This is a genomic window from Pseudomonas sp. PF05, assembly GCF_056521845.1.
The window spans coordinates 13,532-29,498 of sequence record NZ_JBWLPW010000014.1; the positions used below are offsets into that span (position 1 = coordinate 13,532).

A 15,967-nucleotide genomic window follows, 5' to 3' on the forward strand; every position below is an offset into this window, starting at 1 on the left:
CGAATCTCCGTGCGGGATGTGCTCCCGTCTTGGGTTGAGCCAATCGACTTTCTTTATGCAGCCATGTTGTGCAAAGTCAGGCTATGTAGCCCCGGTGTCATCGCCATGAAGCTTTGGTGATGCTTATATGACAGCCCTCGAGGAGCCCCCCATGCCCTGGCACACCCTGATCGAACGCGGCGAGCGCCTGCCCGCCCATCCGGACCTGGCCGAAGGATATTCAGCGTTGTTGCAACGCTTGGGGCCGGTAACGCCGTTCGAACTGGCCGTCACCGGGGCGCGGTTGATGGCGACACCGGGCCTGGCGTTCCTGGTGGGTTACCAGGCGGCGCTGCGGGTGCTGTGGCCCAGCGCGCCCCAGAGCCTCGGCGCCTTGTGTGCCACCGAACAGCGCAGCCTGCGCCCGGCAGACATGCAAACCCGTCTCGACGATTTGCGCCTGAGCGGACGCAAGGATTTCGTCACCGCCGGCGACGCCGCCGAGTGGCTGCTGATTGCCGCTCGCTGCGAAGCACCCGGTGAAACGCCACGGCTGAACCTGGCAGTGGCCTATGCGGGTGAGCCCGGCGTGACCCTGGAAAAACTGCCCGCCATTGCCCTGATGCCGGACATCAGCCATGGCCGCGTCCTGCTTGACGGCGCGCTGTGCGAGTTGCTGGCGGGCGACGGGTGGGACGCCTACGTCAAACCGTTCCGCACCCTGGAAGACCTTTATGTGCTCAGTGCGATGACCGCCTGGTTGTATGGCGTCGGGCAGGAATGTGCCTGGCCCCAGGCGTTGCAATTGCGCCTGCTGGCGTTGCTCGCCGGCTGCGCGGAGGTGAGTCGGCATAACCCTTCCAGTGCGGTCGGGCATGTGCTGCTGGGCGGGTTGTTCGCTCAATTCCAGGGGCTCGATGGTGAACTGAACGATGCGTTGAACGCTGGGCCTGCGGCGTGGCGCGAGATGTGGACGCGGGACAAAGGAGTGATGGAGATTGGGGCGGGGGCGCGGGCCAAGCGGTTGGCCAAGGCGTTGGGATCCTCATTGATTTGAAGGCCCTCATCGCGGGCAAGCCTTGCTCCCACAGGTCTACAACAGTCTGTCATTTGGCATTGAGCCTGTGGGAGCAGGCCTTGCTCCCACAGGTCTACAACAGTCTGTCATTTGGCACTGAGCCTGTGGGAGCAGGCCTTGCTCCCACAGGTCTACACCAGTCTGTCATTTGGCACTGAGCCTGTGGGAGCAGGCCTTGCTCCCACAGGTCTACACCAGTCTGTCATTTGGCACTGAGCCTGTGGGAGCAGGCCTTGCTGCCACAGGTCTACAACAGTCTGTCATTTGACACTGAGCCTGTGGGAGCAGGCCTTGCTCCCACAGGTCTACAACAGTCTGTCATTTGGCACTGAGCCTGTGGGAGCAGGCCTTGCTCCCACAGGTCTACAACAGACTGTCATTTGGCATTGCACCTGTGGGAGCAAGGCTTGCCCGCGATGGCGTTGGTACTGTCGATACAAGCCTCGAAACTGTCATCAAGTCTGAATAGGCTCTGAAGGTTCAATCCTGCGAGCCTCAAGCATGTCCAAAGGCTGGTTCCTGATCCCGCTGCTCTTGCTCAACCTGAGCGCCCACGCCGAAGATTGGCCCGGCGAGCAATGGCCCATTGGCCCGACCCCGAGCGGGCCGGCCATCGAAGCCTTGGAGCAATACGCCTTCCCACCCCGGGACGATGCGAGCCGCGAGGGCATCCGCACCGATGCGCTGCTGGTGATCCAGGACGGTCGGCTGGCCTATGAACGTTACGCCGGGCCGACCACTGCCCAGACTCCGCACCTGACCTGGTCCATCAGCAAAAGCCTGCTGGCAACAGTGTTTGGCGTGGCCTACGGGGAAAAGCGCTTTGCCCTGGATGATCCGGCAGCCAAGTACTACCCGCCACTGAGCCGGCACCCGGGCCTGACCCTGGCCGATCTTTTCCACTGGGCCTCAGGCCTGGACTGGCAGGAGGACTACGAATACGCGCCGCTCAACTCTTCGGTGGTGGCGATGCTCTATACCCGTGGGCGTCATGACATGGCGGCGTTCACTGCGCAGCATGAAAGCGCCAGCCCGCCGGGGCAGGCGTTCCGTTATTCCAGCGGTGACAGCAACCTGCTGGCGGCGGCCTTGAGAACCATCGTCGGCCCGGCGCGCTACCCCGACTATCCCTGGACGGCATTGTTCGACCCCCTGGGCATCCACCACGCCACCTGGGAAACCGATGCCAGCGGCACGTTCGTTGGATCGTCCTATGCCTACCTCACCGCGCGAGACCTGGCGCGTGTCGGGTTGTTGATGCAGCGGGACGGTCGCTGGGGCGAACGGCAACTGATCCCCAAGGCTTGGGTCGCGTTCAATCGCCAGCCGTTCGCCTACTTCCAGGCTGGCCAGGACGAAGCCGTGCCCGGCGGGCATTGGTGGCTCAACCGCGCCGCCGATCCGGCAATCCATCCCTGGCCCGATGCGCCGCCGGATACCTTTGCCGCGCTGGGCCATTGGGGCCAGGCGCTGTACGTCATCCCCAGCGCCAAACTGGTGATCGTGCGCTATGGCGACGACCGCGACGGCAGCTATCGCCATAACGAATTGCTCAAGCGCACCATGGCGGCGTTCGCCGGGGCGGTGCAGCCATGAAGCGCAAAGTGTTGCTCAGCCTGCTGTCGGTGCTGCTCGTTGCCCTGTTCAGTTGGGTTTGGCTGGAGCGGGTGGCATTGCGGGCTTTCCCCGACATCATCAGTGCCTACACCGCCAAGGAGTACTGCTCGTGCCGCTACGTGATGGAGCAATCGGCGGACTACTGCCGTGGCTATGTGAAGCAGTCGGTGCCCATCAGCGATTTTCTCGAGACCGCTGAAGCCAAACGCATCACCGTCAGCGGGTTGGGGCGTAGCAACAGTGCGCGGTGGATGGGGGAGCGGCAGGGGTGTCGGTTGGAGCCCTGAGCTAACTGTTGGGAACAAGGCCTGACGCCGATCCTAGTGTGGGAGCAAGGCTTGCCCGCGATGGCGATTCCGAGAACGCCATCGCGGGCAAGCCTTGCTCCCACAAATGAGTCCCTTGACCACAGGTTCTGTGTCTTCCTGGCCGTTGTTGCACCAGACAGTTTGCAAGCGCCCTCGGCCCGGTTAAGGTTCGCCACAGGTTTATCTACCCTCCGAGTGTGTATGTTCAAGCGGTTTTTCCCTCACGCTGCCGCCAGCTTGCTGCTGGCCTGCGCCGCGCTGCCGGCCCAGGCTGACTGGTACCTGGACAGCGAATCGTCGCGGCTGTCATTCATCAGCAGCAAAAACGGCAATGTCTCCGAGGTCCAGCGTTTCCTGGTGTTGCACGGTCAAGTCCAGCCCGAGGGCTTGGCGCGCCTGGAAGTGGAACTGGAATCCATCAACAGCGGCATTCCCCTGCGCGATGAGCGCATGCGGGCCGAGTTGTTCGAGATCAAGCAATTTGCCGAAGCCACTGTCACCGCAAAGATCGACCTGGTGCCGATCCAGGATCTGGCCAACGGCGCGCAGTTGGAATTGCGCCTGCCACTGACGGTGGACCTGCACGGCAAGCAGCATGAGTACCCGGTCGAACTGCTGGCCACGCGCCTGGACGAGCGACGTTTCCAAGTGGTGACCCTGGAACCGGTGGTGCTCAACGCGGCGGATTTCGATCTGGCACCGGGGCTGGAAAAGCTGCGAAACCTGGCTGGGTTATCAGCCATCAGCCTCTCGGTGCCGGTGAGTGCGGTGCTGATTTTCACGGCGCGCTGACATGAGCGGCCCGGTATTTCCCTGGCGTGAAGGCAATCGCTTCGAGCTGTTGGTCGATGGCCCGCAGTTCTTCCCGCGCATGCTGGTGGAAATCGCCCGAGCCCTGGAACAGGTCGAGCTGGAACTCTATCTGGTGGAGGCAGGCACTTGCGCCGAGGCGATGGTCCAAGCACTGGTCCAGGCCGCCGAGCGTGGTGTTCGCGTGCGGTGCCTGTTCGATGACTACGGCAGCCTGGCGTTTACCCTGGCCCTGCGCAAGCGTCTGACCGACGCCGGGGTGGAGTTGCGTTTCTACAATCGCCTGAGCTGGCGCCGCTGGGTGCGCAACCTCTATCGGGATCACCGCAAGCTGCTGCTGGTGGACCAACGCCTGGCCGTGGTCGGCGGCACCGGGGTGACCGATGAATTCTGGAACCCCCTCGACGACCGCAGTGAGTGGCACGAAGTGATGGTGGAAATCGTCGGCCCGCTGGTGCTCGACTGGCAGTTGCTGTTCGACCGCCAATGGCTCGCCAACCGCCATCGGCGAGCCTGGAAACCGGCGTCCAACTTCGGCTTGCCACGCCTGCCGCGCGTACCGCCGGTGGGCGAGGGCATGGGCCGGGTGGCGTATGCCGACGCCCGCCAGCATCGCGACATCCTGCAATCGCTGTCGCGGGCATTGAACAGCGGCCAGAAACGCATCTGGATGGCGACACCGTATTTCCTGCCGACCTGGAACGTGCGCCGTTCCTTGCGCAAGGCCGCCGCCCGCGGCATCGACGTGCGCCTGCTGCTGACCGGCCCGCGCACCGATCACCCGTCCGTGCGCTACGCCGGGCACCGTTACTACCCGCGACTGCTCAAGGCTGGCGTGAAAATCTTCGAATACCAGCCGTGTTTCCTGCACCTGAAGATGGTGCTGGTGGACGACTGGGTCAGCATCGGCTCCTGCAACTTCGATCACTGGAACCTGCGTTTCAACCTGGAGGCCAACCTCGAAGCCCTGGACTCCAGGCTCAGCAGTGCAGTGGCGGCCAGTTTCGAGCGGGACTTCACCCAGAGCCTGCAAGTCAGCCTCGACGCCTGGCAGCGCCGGCCGTTGTGGAAGCGCTTCAAGCAGCGGGTGTGGGGGTTGGTGGATCGGTTGGTGGTGAACCTGTTGGATCGCCGGGGCTAGCCCGAACACCCAGATACAACTGTGGGAGCGAGCTTGCTCGCGATGGCGGAGTGTCAGTCGATATCAATGTGACTGATCTGACGCTATCGCGAGCAAGCTCCACACATGGGTTTTGTGTTGCCTGGGATCAGAGCAACTCAAAACTCTGCTGCTTCACATCCTGGGAATCCAGGCCGATCTGTACGTTGAACTTGCCCGGCTCCGCAGCGTACTGGAGCTGGGCATTGAAGAACTTCAGGTCGTCTTCGGTGATGGTGAAGTGGATGACTTTCTTCTCGCCGGCCTTGAGCATCACCTTGCGGAAGTTCTTCAGTTCCTTCACCGGGCGAATGACCGAGCCGGTCACGTCCTGGATGTACAACTGCACCACGGTTTCGCCGTCACGCTTGCCAGTGTTTTCCAGCGTCACGCTGGCATCGAGCTTGCCGGTCTTGTTCAGCGTGGTCGACGACAGGACCATGTCCGACAGGCTGAACTCGGTGTAGCTCAGGCCGTAGCCGAACGGATAGAGCGGGCCGGTGGTGTCATCGAAGTACTGCGAGGTGTAGTTGCCCGGCTTACCCGGGGTGAATGGCCGGCCGATGCTCAGGTGGTTGTAGTAGGTCGGAATCTGCCCCACCGAGCGTGGGAAGGTGATCGGCAGTTTGCCCGATGGGTTGTAGTCGCCGAACAGCACATCAGCGATGGCGTTGCCGCCTTCGGTGCCGCTGAACCAGGTTTCCAGGATCGCATCGGCCTGCTGCTTTTCTTCCAGCAACGACAGCGGCCGGCCATTCATCAGCACCAGCACCAGCGGCTTGCCGGTGGCCTTCAGGGCCTTGATCAGCTCGCGTTGGCTGGCCGGAATGTTCAGGTCGGTACGGCTCGACGATTCATGGGACATGCCACGGGACTCGCCCACGGCGGCCACCACCACATCGGCGTCCTTGGCGGCGTTTACCGCTTCGTCGATCAGCACTTGGGCCGGGCGCGGGTCGTCCACCACTTCCGGGGCATCGAAGTTGAGGAAGTTCAGGTAGTCGAGCACCTTCTTGTCGTCGGTGATATTGGCGCCACGGGCGTAGATCAGCTTCGAGTCAGCGCCCAGGACGCGGGTCATGCCGTCGAACAGGGTGACCGATTGCGCAGGACGCCCGGCGGCGGCCCAACTGCCCATCATGTCGATCGGTGCCTTGGCCAGCGGGCCGACCAGGGCGATCTTCGCCGTCTTCTTCAAGGGCAGGGTCTGGTTGCGGTTTTCCAGCAGGACCAGGCTGCGGCGCGCCACGTCACGGGCGTCGGCGCGGTGCAGGCGGCTTTCGGCGTAGGTGTCGGCCGGATCATCCTCGGCCTTGCCGATGCGCAGGTACGGATCCTTGAACAGGCCCATGTCATATTTCGCCGCGAGCACTTCGCGCACCGCGTTGTCGATGTCGCTCTGCTCGATTTCACCGGCCTTGAGCAAGCCTGGCAGTTCCTTGCCATAGAGCGAGTCGTTCATGCTCATGTCGATGCCGGCCTTGATCGCCAGTTTCGCCGCTTCGCGACCGTCCTTGGCTACGCCGTGGTTGATCAGTTCGAAGATCGCGCCGTGATCACTGACAGCCAGGCCCTTGAAGCCCCATTCCTTGCGCAGCAGGTCATTCATCAGCCAGGTGTTGGCCGTGGCCGGTACGCCGTTGATGGAGTTCAACGCGACCATCACCCCGCCGGCACCGGCGTCGATGGCGGCGCGGTAGGGTGGCAGGTAGTCCTGGTACATTTTCAACGGACTCATGTCCACGATGTTGTAGTCCCGGCCGCCTTCCACCGCGCCGTACAGGGCGAAGTGCTTGACGCTGGCCATGATGCTGTCGGCCGCGTTGGCGCCGTTGCCCTGGAACGCCTTGACCATCACCCCGGCGATGCGCGACACCAGGTAGGTGTCCTCGCCGAAACCTTCGGAGGTTCGGCCCCAGCGTGGGTCGCGGGAAATGTCGACCATCGGCGCGAAGGTGATGTCCAGGCTGTCGGCGGCCGCTTCCTTGGCCGCGATGCGGCCGGAGTGGTAGATCGCGTCCATGTCCCAGCTCGAGGCCAGTGCCAGGGGGATCGGGAAAATCGTGCGGTGGCCGTGGATCACGTCATAGGCGAAGAACATCGGGATCTTCAACCGGCTGCGCATGGCCGCGTCCTGCATCGGACGGTTTTCAGCGCGCGTGATGGAGTTGAACGTGCCACCGATGTTGCCGGCGGCGATTTCCTTGCGAATCATCTCCCGGGGCATTTCCGGGCCGATGCTGATCAGGCGCAATTGGCCGATCTTCTCTTCGAGGGTCATCTGCTTCATCAGGTTGCTGATGAACGCGTCCTTGTTCTCTATGGGGGCTGGCAGGTTGTCGGCAAATACGGATTGACTGGCCAGACTGATAAACAGGCCCAGCATACACAGCTTCTTCATGAATAATTTTCTCGCAAGCCTAAAGGGCGGGGATCACACCACGCCGGTCAGCCAAAATGTGAGGAGCGGCTATTGTTGTTCAGTTAAATGCAGCACACTTTCGAACCCATTGGGCTGAACTTAGTTTCGCACTGCGCATCTTTTAGCCCATCGACCCGTTTCAATCCAGTGCGGCGGCAAATTATGCCCCAGGCGCCGGTGAGATAGGTGGCCGTGTTTTTCCATGTCATGCAAGGGAGAGTTCCACCCGATGAATCCACGACTGAACCACCTTCGCAGCCTGCCGATGCTGGCCCTGATGCTGCTCACCACGTTGCTGGCCGGTTGCGGCATCAATAACATCCCGACCCTGGACGAACAGGCCAAGGCTGCCTGGGGCCAGGTGCAGAACCAGTACCAGCGGCGCGCCGACCTGATTCCCAACCTGGTGGAAACCGTCAAGGGCTACGCCCAGCACGAGCAGGAAACCCTCACCGCTGTGATTGAAGCGCGGGCCAAGGCGACGTCGATCCAGGTCGACGCCAGCACCCTGGACAATCCCGAAAGACTCAAGCAGTTCCAGCAGGCCCAGGACCAGTTGAGCGGCGCGTTGAGCCGGCTGATGGTGGTGGTCGAGCGTTATCCGGACCTCAAGGCCAACCAGAATTTCCTGGCGTTGCAATCGCAGCTCGAAGGCACCGAGAACCGCATCGCCGTGGCCCGCCGCGACTTCATCCTGGCCGTGCAGAAATACAACACCGAGATCCGCACGTTCCCGGGACGCCTGTGGCACAGCGTGCTGTACAGCGACCTGCCGATCCGCGAGACCTTCGAGGCCACCAGCCCCAATGCCGAAAAAGCCCCTGAAGTGAAGTTCTGAACAAACTGTGGGAGCGAGCTCGCTCCCACACTGGAGTTCCAATGCGCGTGTTGAAATTTGGCCTGGTGCTGTTGCTCTGGGTGTTTGCCATCACGGCCCAGGCCGAGCTGAAGTTTCCGGCATTGACCGGGCGGGTGGTGGACGCCGCCCAGATGCTTGAGCCATCGGTACGCACGCAACTGCAAGCGCAGCTCAAGGCCCATGAACAGGCCACCGGCGAACAGGTCGTGGTGGTCACGCTGGCGGACCTGCAGGGCAGCAGCATCGAAGACTTCGGCTATCAACTGGGGCGCCACTGGGGCATCGGGCAGAAGGATAAAAACAACGGCGCGCTGCTGATTGTCGCCCGGGATGACCGTAAACTGCGCATCGAGGTGGGCTATGGCCTGGAAGATCGCCTGACCGACGCGCAGAGTTCGGTGATCATCAACCAGGTGATTACCCCGGCCTTCAAGACCGGCAACTTCAACAAAGGCATCAGCGACGGCGTCGCGGCGATGCTGGTGGTGCTGGGCGGCAGCCCGTTGGATGAGCCGGCGCCGGCATACAGTGCCGATGGGCAGCAGGAGCAGGGCGATTATGTCGAGCGCCATCCAGGGCTGTTCGTCTTCCTGGTGATCCTGTTTATTTTGACGGTATTGGTCTGTCAGATGCTCGGTATCCTGCCGACCGGAAGCGGCGGCTCCCGCGGCTCGCGCGGTTCCGGTGGTTTCGGTGGAGGCTTCGGTGGCGGAGGCGGCGGGGGCTTCAGCGGTGGTGGTGGCAGTTTCGGGGGCGGCGGTTCGTCGGGCGGCTGGTGACAATAATAATGAGCAGGCACTTTTAACCATGGCACTACTGACTGAACACGAACAACGCAAGGTCGCCGAGGCCATCGCCCGGGTCGAGCGGTATACCGACGCTGAACTGGTCACGGTGCTGGCCGCCCGCGCCGACGACTACGCCTATATCCCGCTGCTATGGGCCAGCCTGCTGGCCCTGGTGGTGCCCGGCGTGGTCCATTACCTCACCGGCTGGCTGGCCATGCACAGCCTGTTGCTGGTGCAGTGGGTCAGCTTCATCGTGTTATGCCTGGTGTTTCGCATCCCCAGGATCACCACACACCTGATCCCTCGTTCCGTTCGTCACTGGCGGGCCTCCAACCTGGCGCGCCGGCAATTCCTCGAACAGAACCTGCACCACACCGTGGGCAGCACAGGCGTGCTGATTTTTGTCTGCGAGGCTGAGCGCTACGTGGAAATCCTGGTCGATGAAGGTATTTCCAAGCGCCTGGACAACAAATGCTGGGATGCCATCGTCGCAACGTTCACCCAGCAGGTTCGCCAGGGCCAGACCTTGCAGGGTTTCGTGACCTGCATCGAAGCTTGCGGCGAATTGCTCAAGGAGCACGTGCCGGTGACCCAAGAGCGCAATGAACTGCCCAATCGATTGGTGGTGCTGGGCTGAAAATCTCCTGCCAGCACAAGCCTGTGGGAGCAAAGCTTGCTCGCGATGAACAATGGCTCGGTTTAGCCTGCTGAATCGCGATGTATTCATCGCGGGCAAGCCTTGCTCCCACAGAGGCTACTGGTCGCCAAACGAACTTTTCCGTGCCCTCGCTGCCCATCCCCCCTAAAATACCGCCATTCCCGATTCGCCGCCCCGAGGCCGTTTTTTCATGTCTGCCACCGCAACGCCCATCCGTCCCGCGCCGGATCACCACGCCCAGTTCATCGAGCTGCTGCGCACCAGCCTCGAGCAGAACGGCTTCATCAAACTGGTGCTGGCCAAGTACGTGGGTGACGAAGCAGACCTCCAGCGGCTGATCATCAAGCAGCTGACGGTCAAGGACCAGCCGTGCCTGTCCTTCGTCTACCGCTACAAGACCCGCGATATCACCAAGAATTTCCCGCTGGCCGAAGGGGTGCAAACCATTGCCGCGCTGTTGCCGGCATCGTTCAAGAACGCGCATTTGCTGGCGGTCACCGACGAGGCGCAACTGGAGTACAGCAAGAAGGGCAAGAGCTCGCTGTTCAAGAGCAAGCCCCAGCAACTGCGGGAAGTGCCATCGGCCGAGCACAACCGTGAGAAGAATCGCTTCCTCGACCTGAACCGGCCATTTTTGGCCGACCTGGGCGTGACCAACCACAAGCACGAGCTGATTCCGGCGATGTCGCGCAAGTGGAAGCAGATCAACAAGTTCATCGAAGTCTTCAGCCATGCGCTGACATCCTCGCCGCTGGCCCTGGATAAACCAGTGCGGGTCTCGGATTTCGGTTCGGGCAAAGGCTACCTGACGTTCGCCATCCACGATTACCTGCGCAACACCTTGCAGGCCGAAGGCGTGGTGACCGGTGTCGAGCTGCGCGAAGACATGGTCAAGCTGTGCAACGAAGCCGCCGCGCGGCTGGAACACCCGGGCCTGAGCTTCCAGCACGGTGACGTGCGCAGCGTGGCGCCAAGCGCGGTGGATGTGATGATCGCCTTGCACGCCTGCGATATCGCCACCGACTACGCGATCCACATGGGCATACGCTCGGGCGCCTCGATCATCATGTGCTCGCCGTGCTGCCACAAGCAGATCCGCTTGCAGATCCAGAGCCCGGCCTTGCTCAAGCCCATGCTGCAATACGGCCTGCACCTGGGCCAGCAGGCGGAAATGGTCACCGACAGCTTGCGGGCGCTGTTCCTGGAAGCTTGCGGCTACGAGACCAAGGTCTTCGAGTTCATCTCACTGGACCACACCAACAAGAACAAGATGATCCTGGCCGTCAAACGCGCCGAACCGGTGGACCCCACCGAGCTGCTGGCCAAGATCCAGGAACTCAAGGCCTTCTACCACATCACCGAGCACTGCCTCGAAACGCTGCTGCGGGCGGATGGATACCTCGCCTGAAGCAGCTATACCGAACGCTGTGGGAGCAAAGCTTGCTCGCGATGACGCGGTTCTGGCAGTTGAACCGTGTCGCCCTCATCGCGAGCAAGCTTTGCTCCCACAGGGGAATTTGTATCTTTGGGTATGCATCCCGTCAGGTAATCAGCGGTTATCGCTCGCCTGCCAACACTCCGGTCTACCTTTAATGCGTTAACCATTCACGCATCCCCAAAGGAGCCCTTCCCATGGCTGCCAAGAAAATCCTCATGCTGGTCGGCGATTACGTCGAAGATTATGAAGTCATGGTGCCGTTCCAGGCTTTGCAGATGGTCGGTCACACCGTGCACGCCGTGTGCCCGGACAAAACCGCCGGGCAGACGGTGCGCACAGCGATCCACGACTTTGAAGGCGACCAGACCTACAGTGAAAAGCCGGGGCACTTGTTTGCCCTCAACCATGACTTCGCCAACGTCCAGGCCGCCGACTACGACGCGCTGCTGGTGCCGGGTGGACGAGCGCCGGAATACCTGCGCCTGAATGAAACCGTCTTGCAGTTGGTGCGCGATTTCGATCTGGCGGGCAAGCCGATTGCCGCGGTGTGCCACGGTGCACAATTGCTGGCGGCGGCGGGCATCCTCGAAGGGCGTGAATGCAGCGCCTACCCGGCATGTGCCCCGGAAGTACGGCTGGCGGGCGGGACCTACATCGACATTCCCGTGACCCAAGGCCATGTGCAGGGCAACTTGGCGACCGCACCGGCCTGGCCTGCGCACCCGAACTGGCTGGCGGGGTTCCTGACGCTGCTGGGCACGGCCATCACTTTGTAATAACGCTGCACACCAGACTGGCAGGGCAAGCGCAGCGGGTCTTTACTCTCGGGGCATGTTTTCATTGCCAGGAGAAAAAATCATGTCCGGATGGTACGAAATCAGCAAAAGCAGCAGCGGCCAGTTTCGGTTTGTGCTCAAGGCAGCCAACGCCGAGACAATCTTGACCAGTGAGCTGTACACCACCCGCAGCGGTGCCGACAGCGGCATTGTTTCGGTGCAGAAAAACAGTCCGTTGGCCGAGCGCTATGAACTCAAGAGCACCAAGGACGGCCATCCGTACTTCAACCTCAAGGCTGCCAACCATGAGGTGATTGGCAGCAGTGAAGCTTATTCATCGGACGCGGCCCGGGACAAAGGCATCGCCAGCGTCAAGGCCAATGGACCGACGACGGTCATCAAGGACAAGACCGTGGCTGCGCTCTGAAGGCACAGCAATAAGGGCGCCCAGCCTGTGGACGAGAAATCATGTGTGGGAGCAAAGCTTGCTCGCGATGCAGGCGCTGCGGTTGTGCAGGCTAACCGAGTCATCGTTCATCGCGAGCAAGCTTTGCTCTCACACATAGATCCCCTCGCCACGCGTTTTTAACCTGCCTTTAAACCTCCACCGGCACCGACAACTTCGGATCGCCCAGCGGATGGCTCTTGGCATCGAAGAAGCGCAATTGCACCTTCAGCCCCTGGAACACCTTGGCGTAATGCCGCTTCTGATGCTGGATGAACGCCTGGCTACGGGGGTAGATCGAAATCGCCACGGTTTTCGGTGCGGCCAGGCGCAGGGCTCGCACGATGTGGTGGTCCTGCTCGCCCAGGGCGTGGCCGAACAGGCACAGGTTGTCGCCGTGCTGCAGCAACTGGTCGTAGCAGAACGACAGGTAATCGCTGCTGCGGATGGTCTTGAGCTTGTCCTGGCTCGGGCCTTCATTGACGAATAAAGGCACGTCGTCGAGGGTCTTGATCGTGTTGTTGATGGCGAAACTGCCCAACAAGGTGCCTTCGGTGGAGGTGAGCTTGCGCGCCGTGCCGTCCTGGTTGCGCACCAGGTGCAGGCCGCCGTGCAGGTACAGCAGGCGCGGTTTGTCTGTGGTCGCCTGGCTCAGGTCGAAACTATGGTCTTCACCGAAGAACAGGTCGCTGATGGTCTCGGGCGCCTGCTGGATCGCCCAGTAGTTGAGCAGGTCGTAGTTGGTGGTGAACACCGTGCGGTAGCGGCTCAGCTCCTGGTTGAGCGTCGCCAGGGTCGCCGGTTGCACCAGGCGCCACGGGATGTGCACCGCATGCACGGTGTTGATCAGCGCTTCCTTGATCGCGTAATAGCGATTGCGTGGCGCGGCGGAGCTGACGGCCAGGGCCTTGTTGACCCGGCTGGTGGTTTTCAGCGCCGCGAGCACCTGTTCGAAACTGCGCGTCTGCATCGCGTCGAACACGCTCAGTTCCGACGGTGTCAGGGGTTTTTCCTCGACGGTACGGGCGTTTTCGAACAGCGAGTCATAGCCGAAATCGTCCCACACCGCGCGGCTGGCCCCATTGCCCACCAGCAGGCCGCTGAAGGCGGTGTCGGCGCGCACGGCCTCCCAGTCTTCAAGCCGGCTGTCGTATTCCTGGAAATCGGTCATCGCAAGGATCATCTCAAAACGTGGCAAAGGCAGGGCGCGACTTTATCACGACCCAGTCTTGAGCCAGATCAAGATGCGTCATGACTACTCGGTCATTCTGTAGGCCCTGCCGATCCGGCCTCAACCAGGAGCGTGACCCCATGAGCAGCACTTTTTTCATTCCCGCCGTGAACATCATGGGGCTGGGCTGCCTCGATGAAGCGATGACCGCTATTCGCAACTACGGCTTTCGCAAAGCCCTGATCGTCACCGACGCGGGGCTGGCCAAGGCCGGCGTCGCCAACATGGTGACCGAGCAACTGGCGCTGCAGGACATCGATTCCGTGATTTTCGACGGTGCCAAGCCCAACCCAAGCATTGCCAATGTCGAGCTCGGGCTGGGGCTGTTGAAGGAGAGCCGGTGCGATTTCATCGTGTCGCTGGGCGGCGGTTCGCCCCACGATTGCGCCAAGGGCATCGCGCTGTGCGCCACCAACGGCGGGCAGATTCGCGACTATGAAGGCGTCGACCGTTCGAGCAAGCCGCAATTGCCGTTGATCGCCATCAACACCACGGCGGGCACTGCCAGCGAAATGACCCGTTTTTGCATCATCACCGACGAGACACGCCACGTGAAAATGGCGATTGTCGATCGCAACGTGACCCCATTGATGTCGGTGAACGACCCGGCGCTGATGGTGGCGATGCCCAAGGGCCTGACGGCCGCCACCGGCATGGATGCACTGACCCACGCGATCGAGGCTTATGTCTCCACCGCCGCCAACCCCATCACCGATGCCTGCGCCCTGAAGGCCATCACCCTGATCAGCAACAACCTGCGCCTGGCCGTGCGTGACGGCAATGACCTGACGGCGCGGGAGAACATGGCCTACGCGCAGTTTCTCGCGGGGATGGCGTTCAACAATGCATCATTAGGTTTCGTGCACGCGATGGCGCATCAGCTGGGTGGCTTCTACGACCTGCCTCACGGGGTGTGCAACGCGGTGCTGTTGCCTCACGTGCAGAGCTTCAACGCTTTGGTGTGCGCCGTTCGCCTGACCGACGTGGCCCATGCCATGGGCGCCGATACGCGCGGCTTCAGCCCGGAAGAGGGGGCCCGGGACGCCATTGCGGCGATCCGCAAACTGGCCCATGACGTGAACATTCCGACCGGCTTGCGCGAGCTGGGCGTACGCCTCAACGACGTGCCGGTGCTGGCTGCCAATGCCTTGAAAGACGCCTGCGGCCTGACCAACCCACGGGCAGCGGACCAGCGGCAGATCGAAGAGATTTTCCGCAGCGCGTTCTAAGCGACCCGGGGCGGCACGAACCTCACACAGAGCATCGCCGCCGCGCCCAGCAGCGCACACAATGCCGCCAGCGGCCAGGCCTGTTGGCTCAACAACAGGCTGGCCATGGCGCCGATTACCGAGGCCATCAGTTGGTGCAGGAACCCACTCAACGCCATGGCATAAGCGCCGGCCACCGGTGAGCCTTCGTTGGCCAGGGACAGGCTGATGGGGTAGATCAACGACTGGCCAAACACCGCGAAGCAATACGGCAGCCAGAAGAGCAACGCGATGCCGCTCAAGGTGAGGCTGCCTGCCAGCATGGTCATGCACCCGCCCAGTACCAGGACGATGCCCCAACCCATCATTCGCCGTTGACCGGTACGCAGTACAAAAGCGTTCACCACCAGCGCCCCAAGCAAATACGCCGCACTGACTGGCCAACCCAGCAGGCCGTATTCAATGGGCGACCAGTGGAAGCTCTCCTGCAGGATCAGCGGCGCTGCGGTATTGAAGGCGACGATCACGCCGTAACCCAGCCCACCGGCCAAGGCTGGCAGCAGGAACGCCCGTTGCTGGAGTATTTGCCCGTAGATGCCCCATGCCGATTGCCCATTGCCGGCTTGCACCAGCACCGGGAACCTGGCCCGGGACACCGCCGCAGCCATGGTCAGGCTGACGGCACCCAAGCCTTGGAAAATCGCCTCCCACCCGAAAGCAGCCTGGATCAGCGAGCCCAGGTACTGGCCGATACCTAGGGCAATCACAAAGGCGATCGATATCCATGACAGCGCCTTGGCCAACAAGTCGCCGCTGAAGCTGTCACGAATCAAGACCCGTGCCATCACCGAGATTCCGCTGGCACCGATGCCTTGGATCAACCTGAGTGTCAGGAACGCCTCCACTGTCGTGCCCAGCGGCAGGGCCAGGTTGCCCAGGCCATACAGCCCCAGAGCCGCCAGCAAGACCGGCTTGCGCCCCAGGCGCTGGCTCAGGCTGCCCCAGAGCAACATGGGCAGCGCCATGCCGATCAGGTACACCGACAAGCCCCAGGAAACCCGGCCCGCATCGGCGCCCAGATCCCGGGCGATATCGGGCAGGGCCGGCAAGTAAATGCTCATGCCCAGTTGGGCCAGGAAGACGGTGGTGCAGGTGACGATCAGGGTTGTACGATTTTTCATCAAGCGTCCC

Annotated in this window: 15 protein-coding genes; 12 read left to right on the plus strand and 3 right to left on the minus strand. The window is 62.0% G+C overall.

The window, feature by feature from the left end; translation table 11 throughout:
- The first annotated feature begins 151 nt into the window (after positions 1-151).
- The 5 genes from AC09SL_RS21460 to AC09SL_RS21480 all read left to right on the plus strand — a co-directional run bounded on the left by AC09SL_RS21460 (position 152) and on the right by AC09SL_RS21480 (position 4,933).
- Positions 152-1,036, plus strand: a complete 885-nt coding sequence (locus tag AC09SL_RS21460) for an acyl-CoA dehydrogenase family protein (RefSeq protein WP_058545942.1) — start codon at positions 152-154, stop codon at positions 1,034-1,036.
- Positions 1,037-1,558: 522 nt separating this feature from the next.
- On the plus strand, positions 1,559-2,653 hold the full coding sequence (locus AC09SL_RS21465; RefSeq protein ID WP_058544295.1) for a serine hydrolase domain-containing protein: 1,095 nt from the start codon (positions 1,559-1,561) through the stop codon (positions 2,651-2,653).
- Positions 2,650-2,961, plus strand: coding sequence for a hypothetical protein (locus AC09SL_RS21470; protein WP_058544296.1), 312 nt, complete (start codon positions 2,650-2,652; stop codon positions 2,959-2,961). Before AC09SL_RS21465 ends, AC09SL_RS21470 begins: the two co-directional genes overlap by 4 nt.
- A 222-nt stretch (positions 2,962-3,183) precedes the next feature.
- Positions 3,184-3,774, plus strand: coding sequence for a YceI family protein (locus AC09SL_RS21475; RefSeq protein WP_058544297.1), 591 nt, complete (start codon positions 3,184-3,186; stop codon positions 3,772-3,774).
- Between the two features lies 1 nt (position 3,775).
- Positions 3,776-4,933: a phospholipase D-like domain-containing protein gene (locus tag AC09SL_RS21480; protein ID WP_058544298.1), complete on the plus strand. Its 1,158-nt coding sequence runs from the start codon at positions 3,776-3,778 to the stop codon at positions 4,931-4,933.
- Positions 4,934-5,060: 127 nt separating this feature from the next.
- Here AC09SL_RS21480 and bglX read toward each other — a convergent pair whose 3' ends face one another.
- Positions 5,061-7,352, minus strand: a complete 2,292-nt coding sequence (bglX, locus tag AC09SL_RS21485; RefSeq protein WP_058544299.1) for a beta-glucosidase BglX — start codon at positions 7,350-7,352, stop codon at positions 5,061-5,063.
- A 250-nt stretch (positions 7,353-7,602) separates the two neighbouring features.
- Between bglX and AC09SL_RS21490 the strand changes: the two genes are divergently transcribed.
- From AC09SL_RS21490 to AC09SL_RS21515, 6 genes are all read left to right on the plus strand, one after another.
- A complete protein-coding gene (locus tag AC09SL_RS21490) occupies positions 7,603-8,211 on the plus strand; it encodes a LemA family protein (protein WP_058544300.1) in 609 nt (202 codons plus the stop codon).
- Between the two features lie 41 nt (positions 8,212-8,252).
- The gene (locus AC09SL_RS21495) at positions 8,253-9,011 is read left to right on the plus strand and encodes a TPM domain-containing protein (RefSeq protein WP_058544301.1); all 759 of its coding nucleotides are present in this window, start codon (positions 8,253-8,255) and stop codon (positions 9,009-9,011) included.
- Positions 9,012-9,039: 28 nt separating this feature from the next.
- Positions 9,040-9,657, plus strand: a complete 618-nt coding sequence (locus AC09SL_RS21500) for a TPM domain-containing protein (protein WP_058544302.1) — start codon at positions 9,040-9,042, stop codon at positions 9,655-9,657.
- Positions 9,658-9,868: 211 nt separating this feature from the next.
- Positions 9,869-11,086, plus strand: coding sequence for a class I SAM-dependent methyltransferase (locus tag AC09SL_RS21505; protein WP_058544303.1), 1,218 nt, complete (start codon positions 9,869-9,871; stop codon positions 11,084-11,086).
- A gap of 224 nt (positions 11,087-11,310) precedes the next feature.
- Positions 11,311-11,892 carry a DJ-1/PfpI family protein gene (locus AC09SL_RS21510; protein ID WP_064107051.1) on the plus strand — a complete coding sequence of 194 codons (582 nt, stop codon included), beginning with the start codon at positions 11,311-11,313 and terminating at the stop codon, positions 11,890-11,892.
- An 82-nt stretch (positions 11,893-11,974) separates the two neighbouring features.
- A complete protein-coding gene (locus AC09SL_RS21515; RefSeq protein ID WP_058543069.1) occupies positions 11,975-12,319 on the plus strand; it encodes a YegP family protein in 345 nt (114 codons plus the stop codon).
- Between the two features lie 169 nt (positions 12,320-12,488).
- Here AC09SL_RS21515 and AC09SL_RS21520 read toward each other — a convergent pair whose 3' ends face one another.
- Entirely contained in the window at positions 12,489-13,508 is a 1,020-nt protein-coding gene (locus AC09SL_RS21520; protein WP_058543068.1) for a DUF4917 family protein, read from the minus strand.
- A gap of 140 nt (positions 13,509-13,648) precedes the next feature.
- On the opposite strand from AC09SL_RS21520, the gene yiaY reads away from it, so the two are divergent.
- Positions 13,649-14,797, plus strand: coding sequence for an L-threonine dehydrogenase (gene yiaY, locus AC09SL_RS21525; protein ID WP_058543067.1), 1,149 nt, complete (start codon positions 13,649-13,651; stop codon positions 14,795-14,797).
- Here yiaY and AC09SL_RS21530 read toward each other — a convergent pair.
- Positions 14,794-15,957 (minus strand): MFS transporter, encoded by a 1,164-nt coding sequence (locus AC09SL_RS21530; protein ID WP_058543066.1) that lies wholly within the window; start codon positions 15,955-15,957, stop codon positions 14,794-14,796. The two genes, yiaY and AC09SL_RS21530, sit on opposite strands and share 4 nt — an antisense overlap.
- Positions 15,958-15,967: the final 10 nt, after the last annotated feature.

What these genes read in the sequence shown, in the direction of transcription:
- AC09SL_RS21460 (WP_058545942.1), top strand. Translation starts at nt 152, where the DNA reads ATGCCCTGGCACACCCTGATCGAACGCGGCGAGCGCCTGCCCGCCCAT.
- AC09SL_RS21465 (WP_058544295.1), top strand. Translation starts at nt 1,559, where the DNA reads ATGTCCAAAGGCTGGTTCCTGATCCCGCTGCTCTTGCTCAACCTGAGC.
- AC09SL_RS21470 (WP_058544296.1), top strand. Translation starts at nt 2,650, where the DNA reads ATGAAGCGCAAAGTGTTGCTCAGCCTGCTGTCGGTGCTGCTCGTTGCC.
- AC09SL_RS21475 (WP_058544297.1), top strand. Translation starts at nt 3,184, where the DNA reads ATGTTCAAGCGGTTTTTCCCTCACGCTGCCGCCAGCTTGCTGCTGGCC.
- AC09SL_RS21480 (WP_058544298.1), top strand. Translation starts at nt 3,776, where the DNA reads ATGAGCGGCCCGGTATTTCCCTGGCGTGAAGGCAATCGCTTCGAGCTG.
- bglX (WP_058544299.1), bottom strand. Translation starts at nt 7,352, where the DNA reads ATGAAGAAGCTGTGTATGCTGGGCCTGTTTATCAGTCTGGCCAGTCAA.
- AC09SL_RS21490 (WP_058544300.1), top strand. Translation starts at nt 7,603, where the DNA reads ATGAATCCACGACTGAACCACCTTCGCAGCCTGCCGATGCTGGCCCTG.
- AC09SL_RS21495 (WP_058544301.1), top strand. Translation starts at nt 8,253, where the DNA reads ATGCGCGTGTTGAAATTTGGCCTGGTGCTGTTGCTCTGGGTGTTTGCC.
- AC09SL_RS21500 (WP_058544302.1), top strand. Translation starts at nt 9,040, where the DNA reads ATGGCACTACTGACTGAACACGAACAACGCAAGGTCGCCGAGGCCATC.
- AC09SL_RS21505 (WP_058544303.1), top strand. Translation starts at nt 9,869, where the DNA reads ATGTCTGCCACCGCAACGCCCATCCGTCCCGCGCCGGATCACCACGCC.
- AC09SL_RS21510 (WP_064107051.1), top strand. Translation starts at nt 11,311, where the DNA reads ATGGCTGCCAAGAAAATCCTCATGCTGGTCGGCGATTACGTCGAAGAT.
- AC09SL_RS21515 (WP_058543069.1), top strand. Translation starts at nt 11,975, where the DNA reads ATGTCCGGATGGTACGAAATCAGCAAAAGCAGCAGCGGCCAGTTTCGG.
- AC09SL_RS21520 (WP_058543068.1), bottom strand. Translation starts at nt 13,508, where the DNA reads ATGACCGATTTCCAGGAATACGACAGCCGGCTTGAAGACTGGGAGGCC.
- yiaY (WP_058543067.1), top strand. Translation starts at nt 13,649, where the DNA reads ATGAGCAGCACTTTTTTCATTCCCGCCGTGAACATCATGGGGCTGGGC.
- AC09SL_RS21530 (WP_058543066.1), bottom strand. Translation starts at nt 15,957, where the DNA reads ATGAAAAATCGTACAACCCTGATCGTCACCTGCACCACCGTCTTCCTG.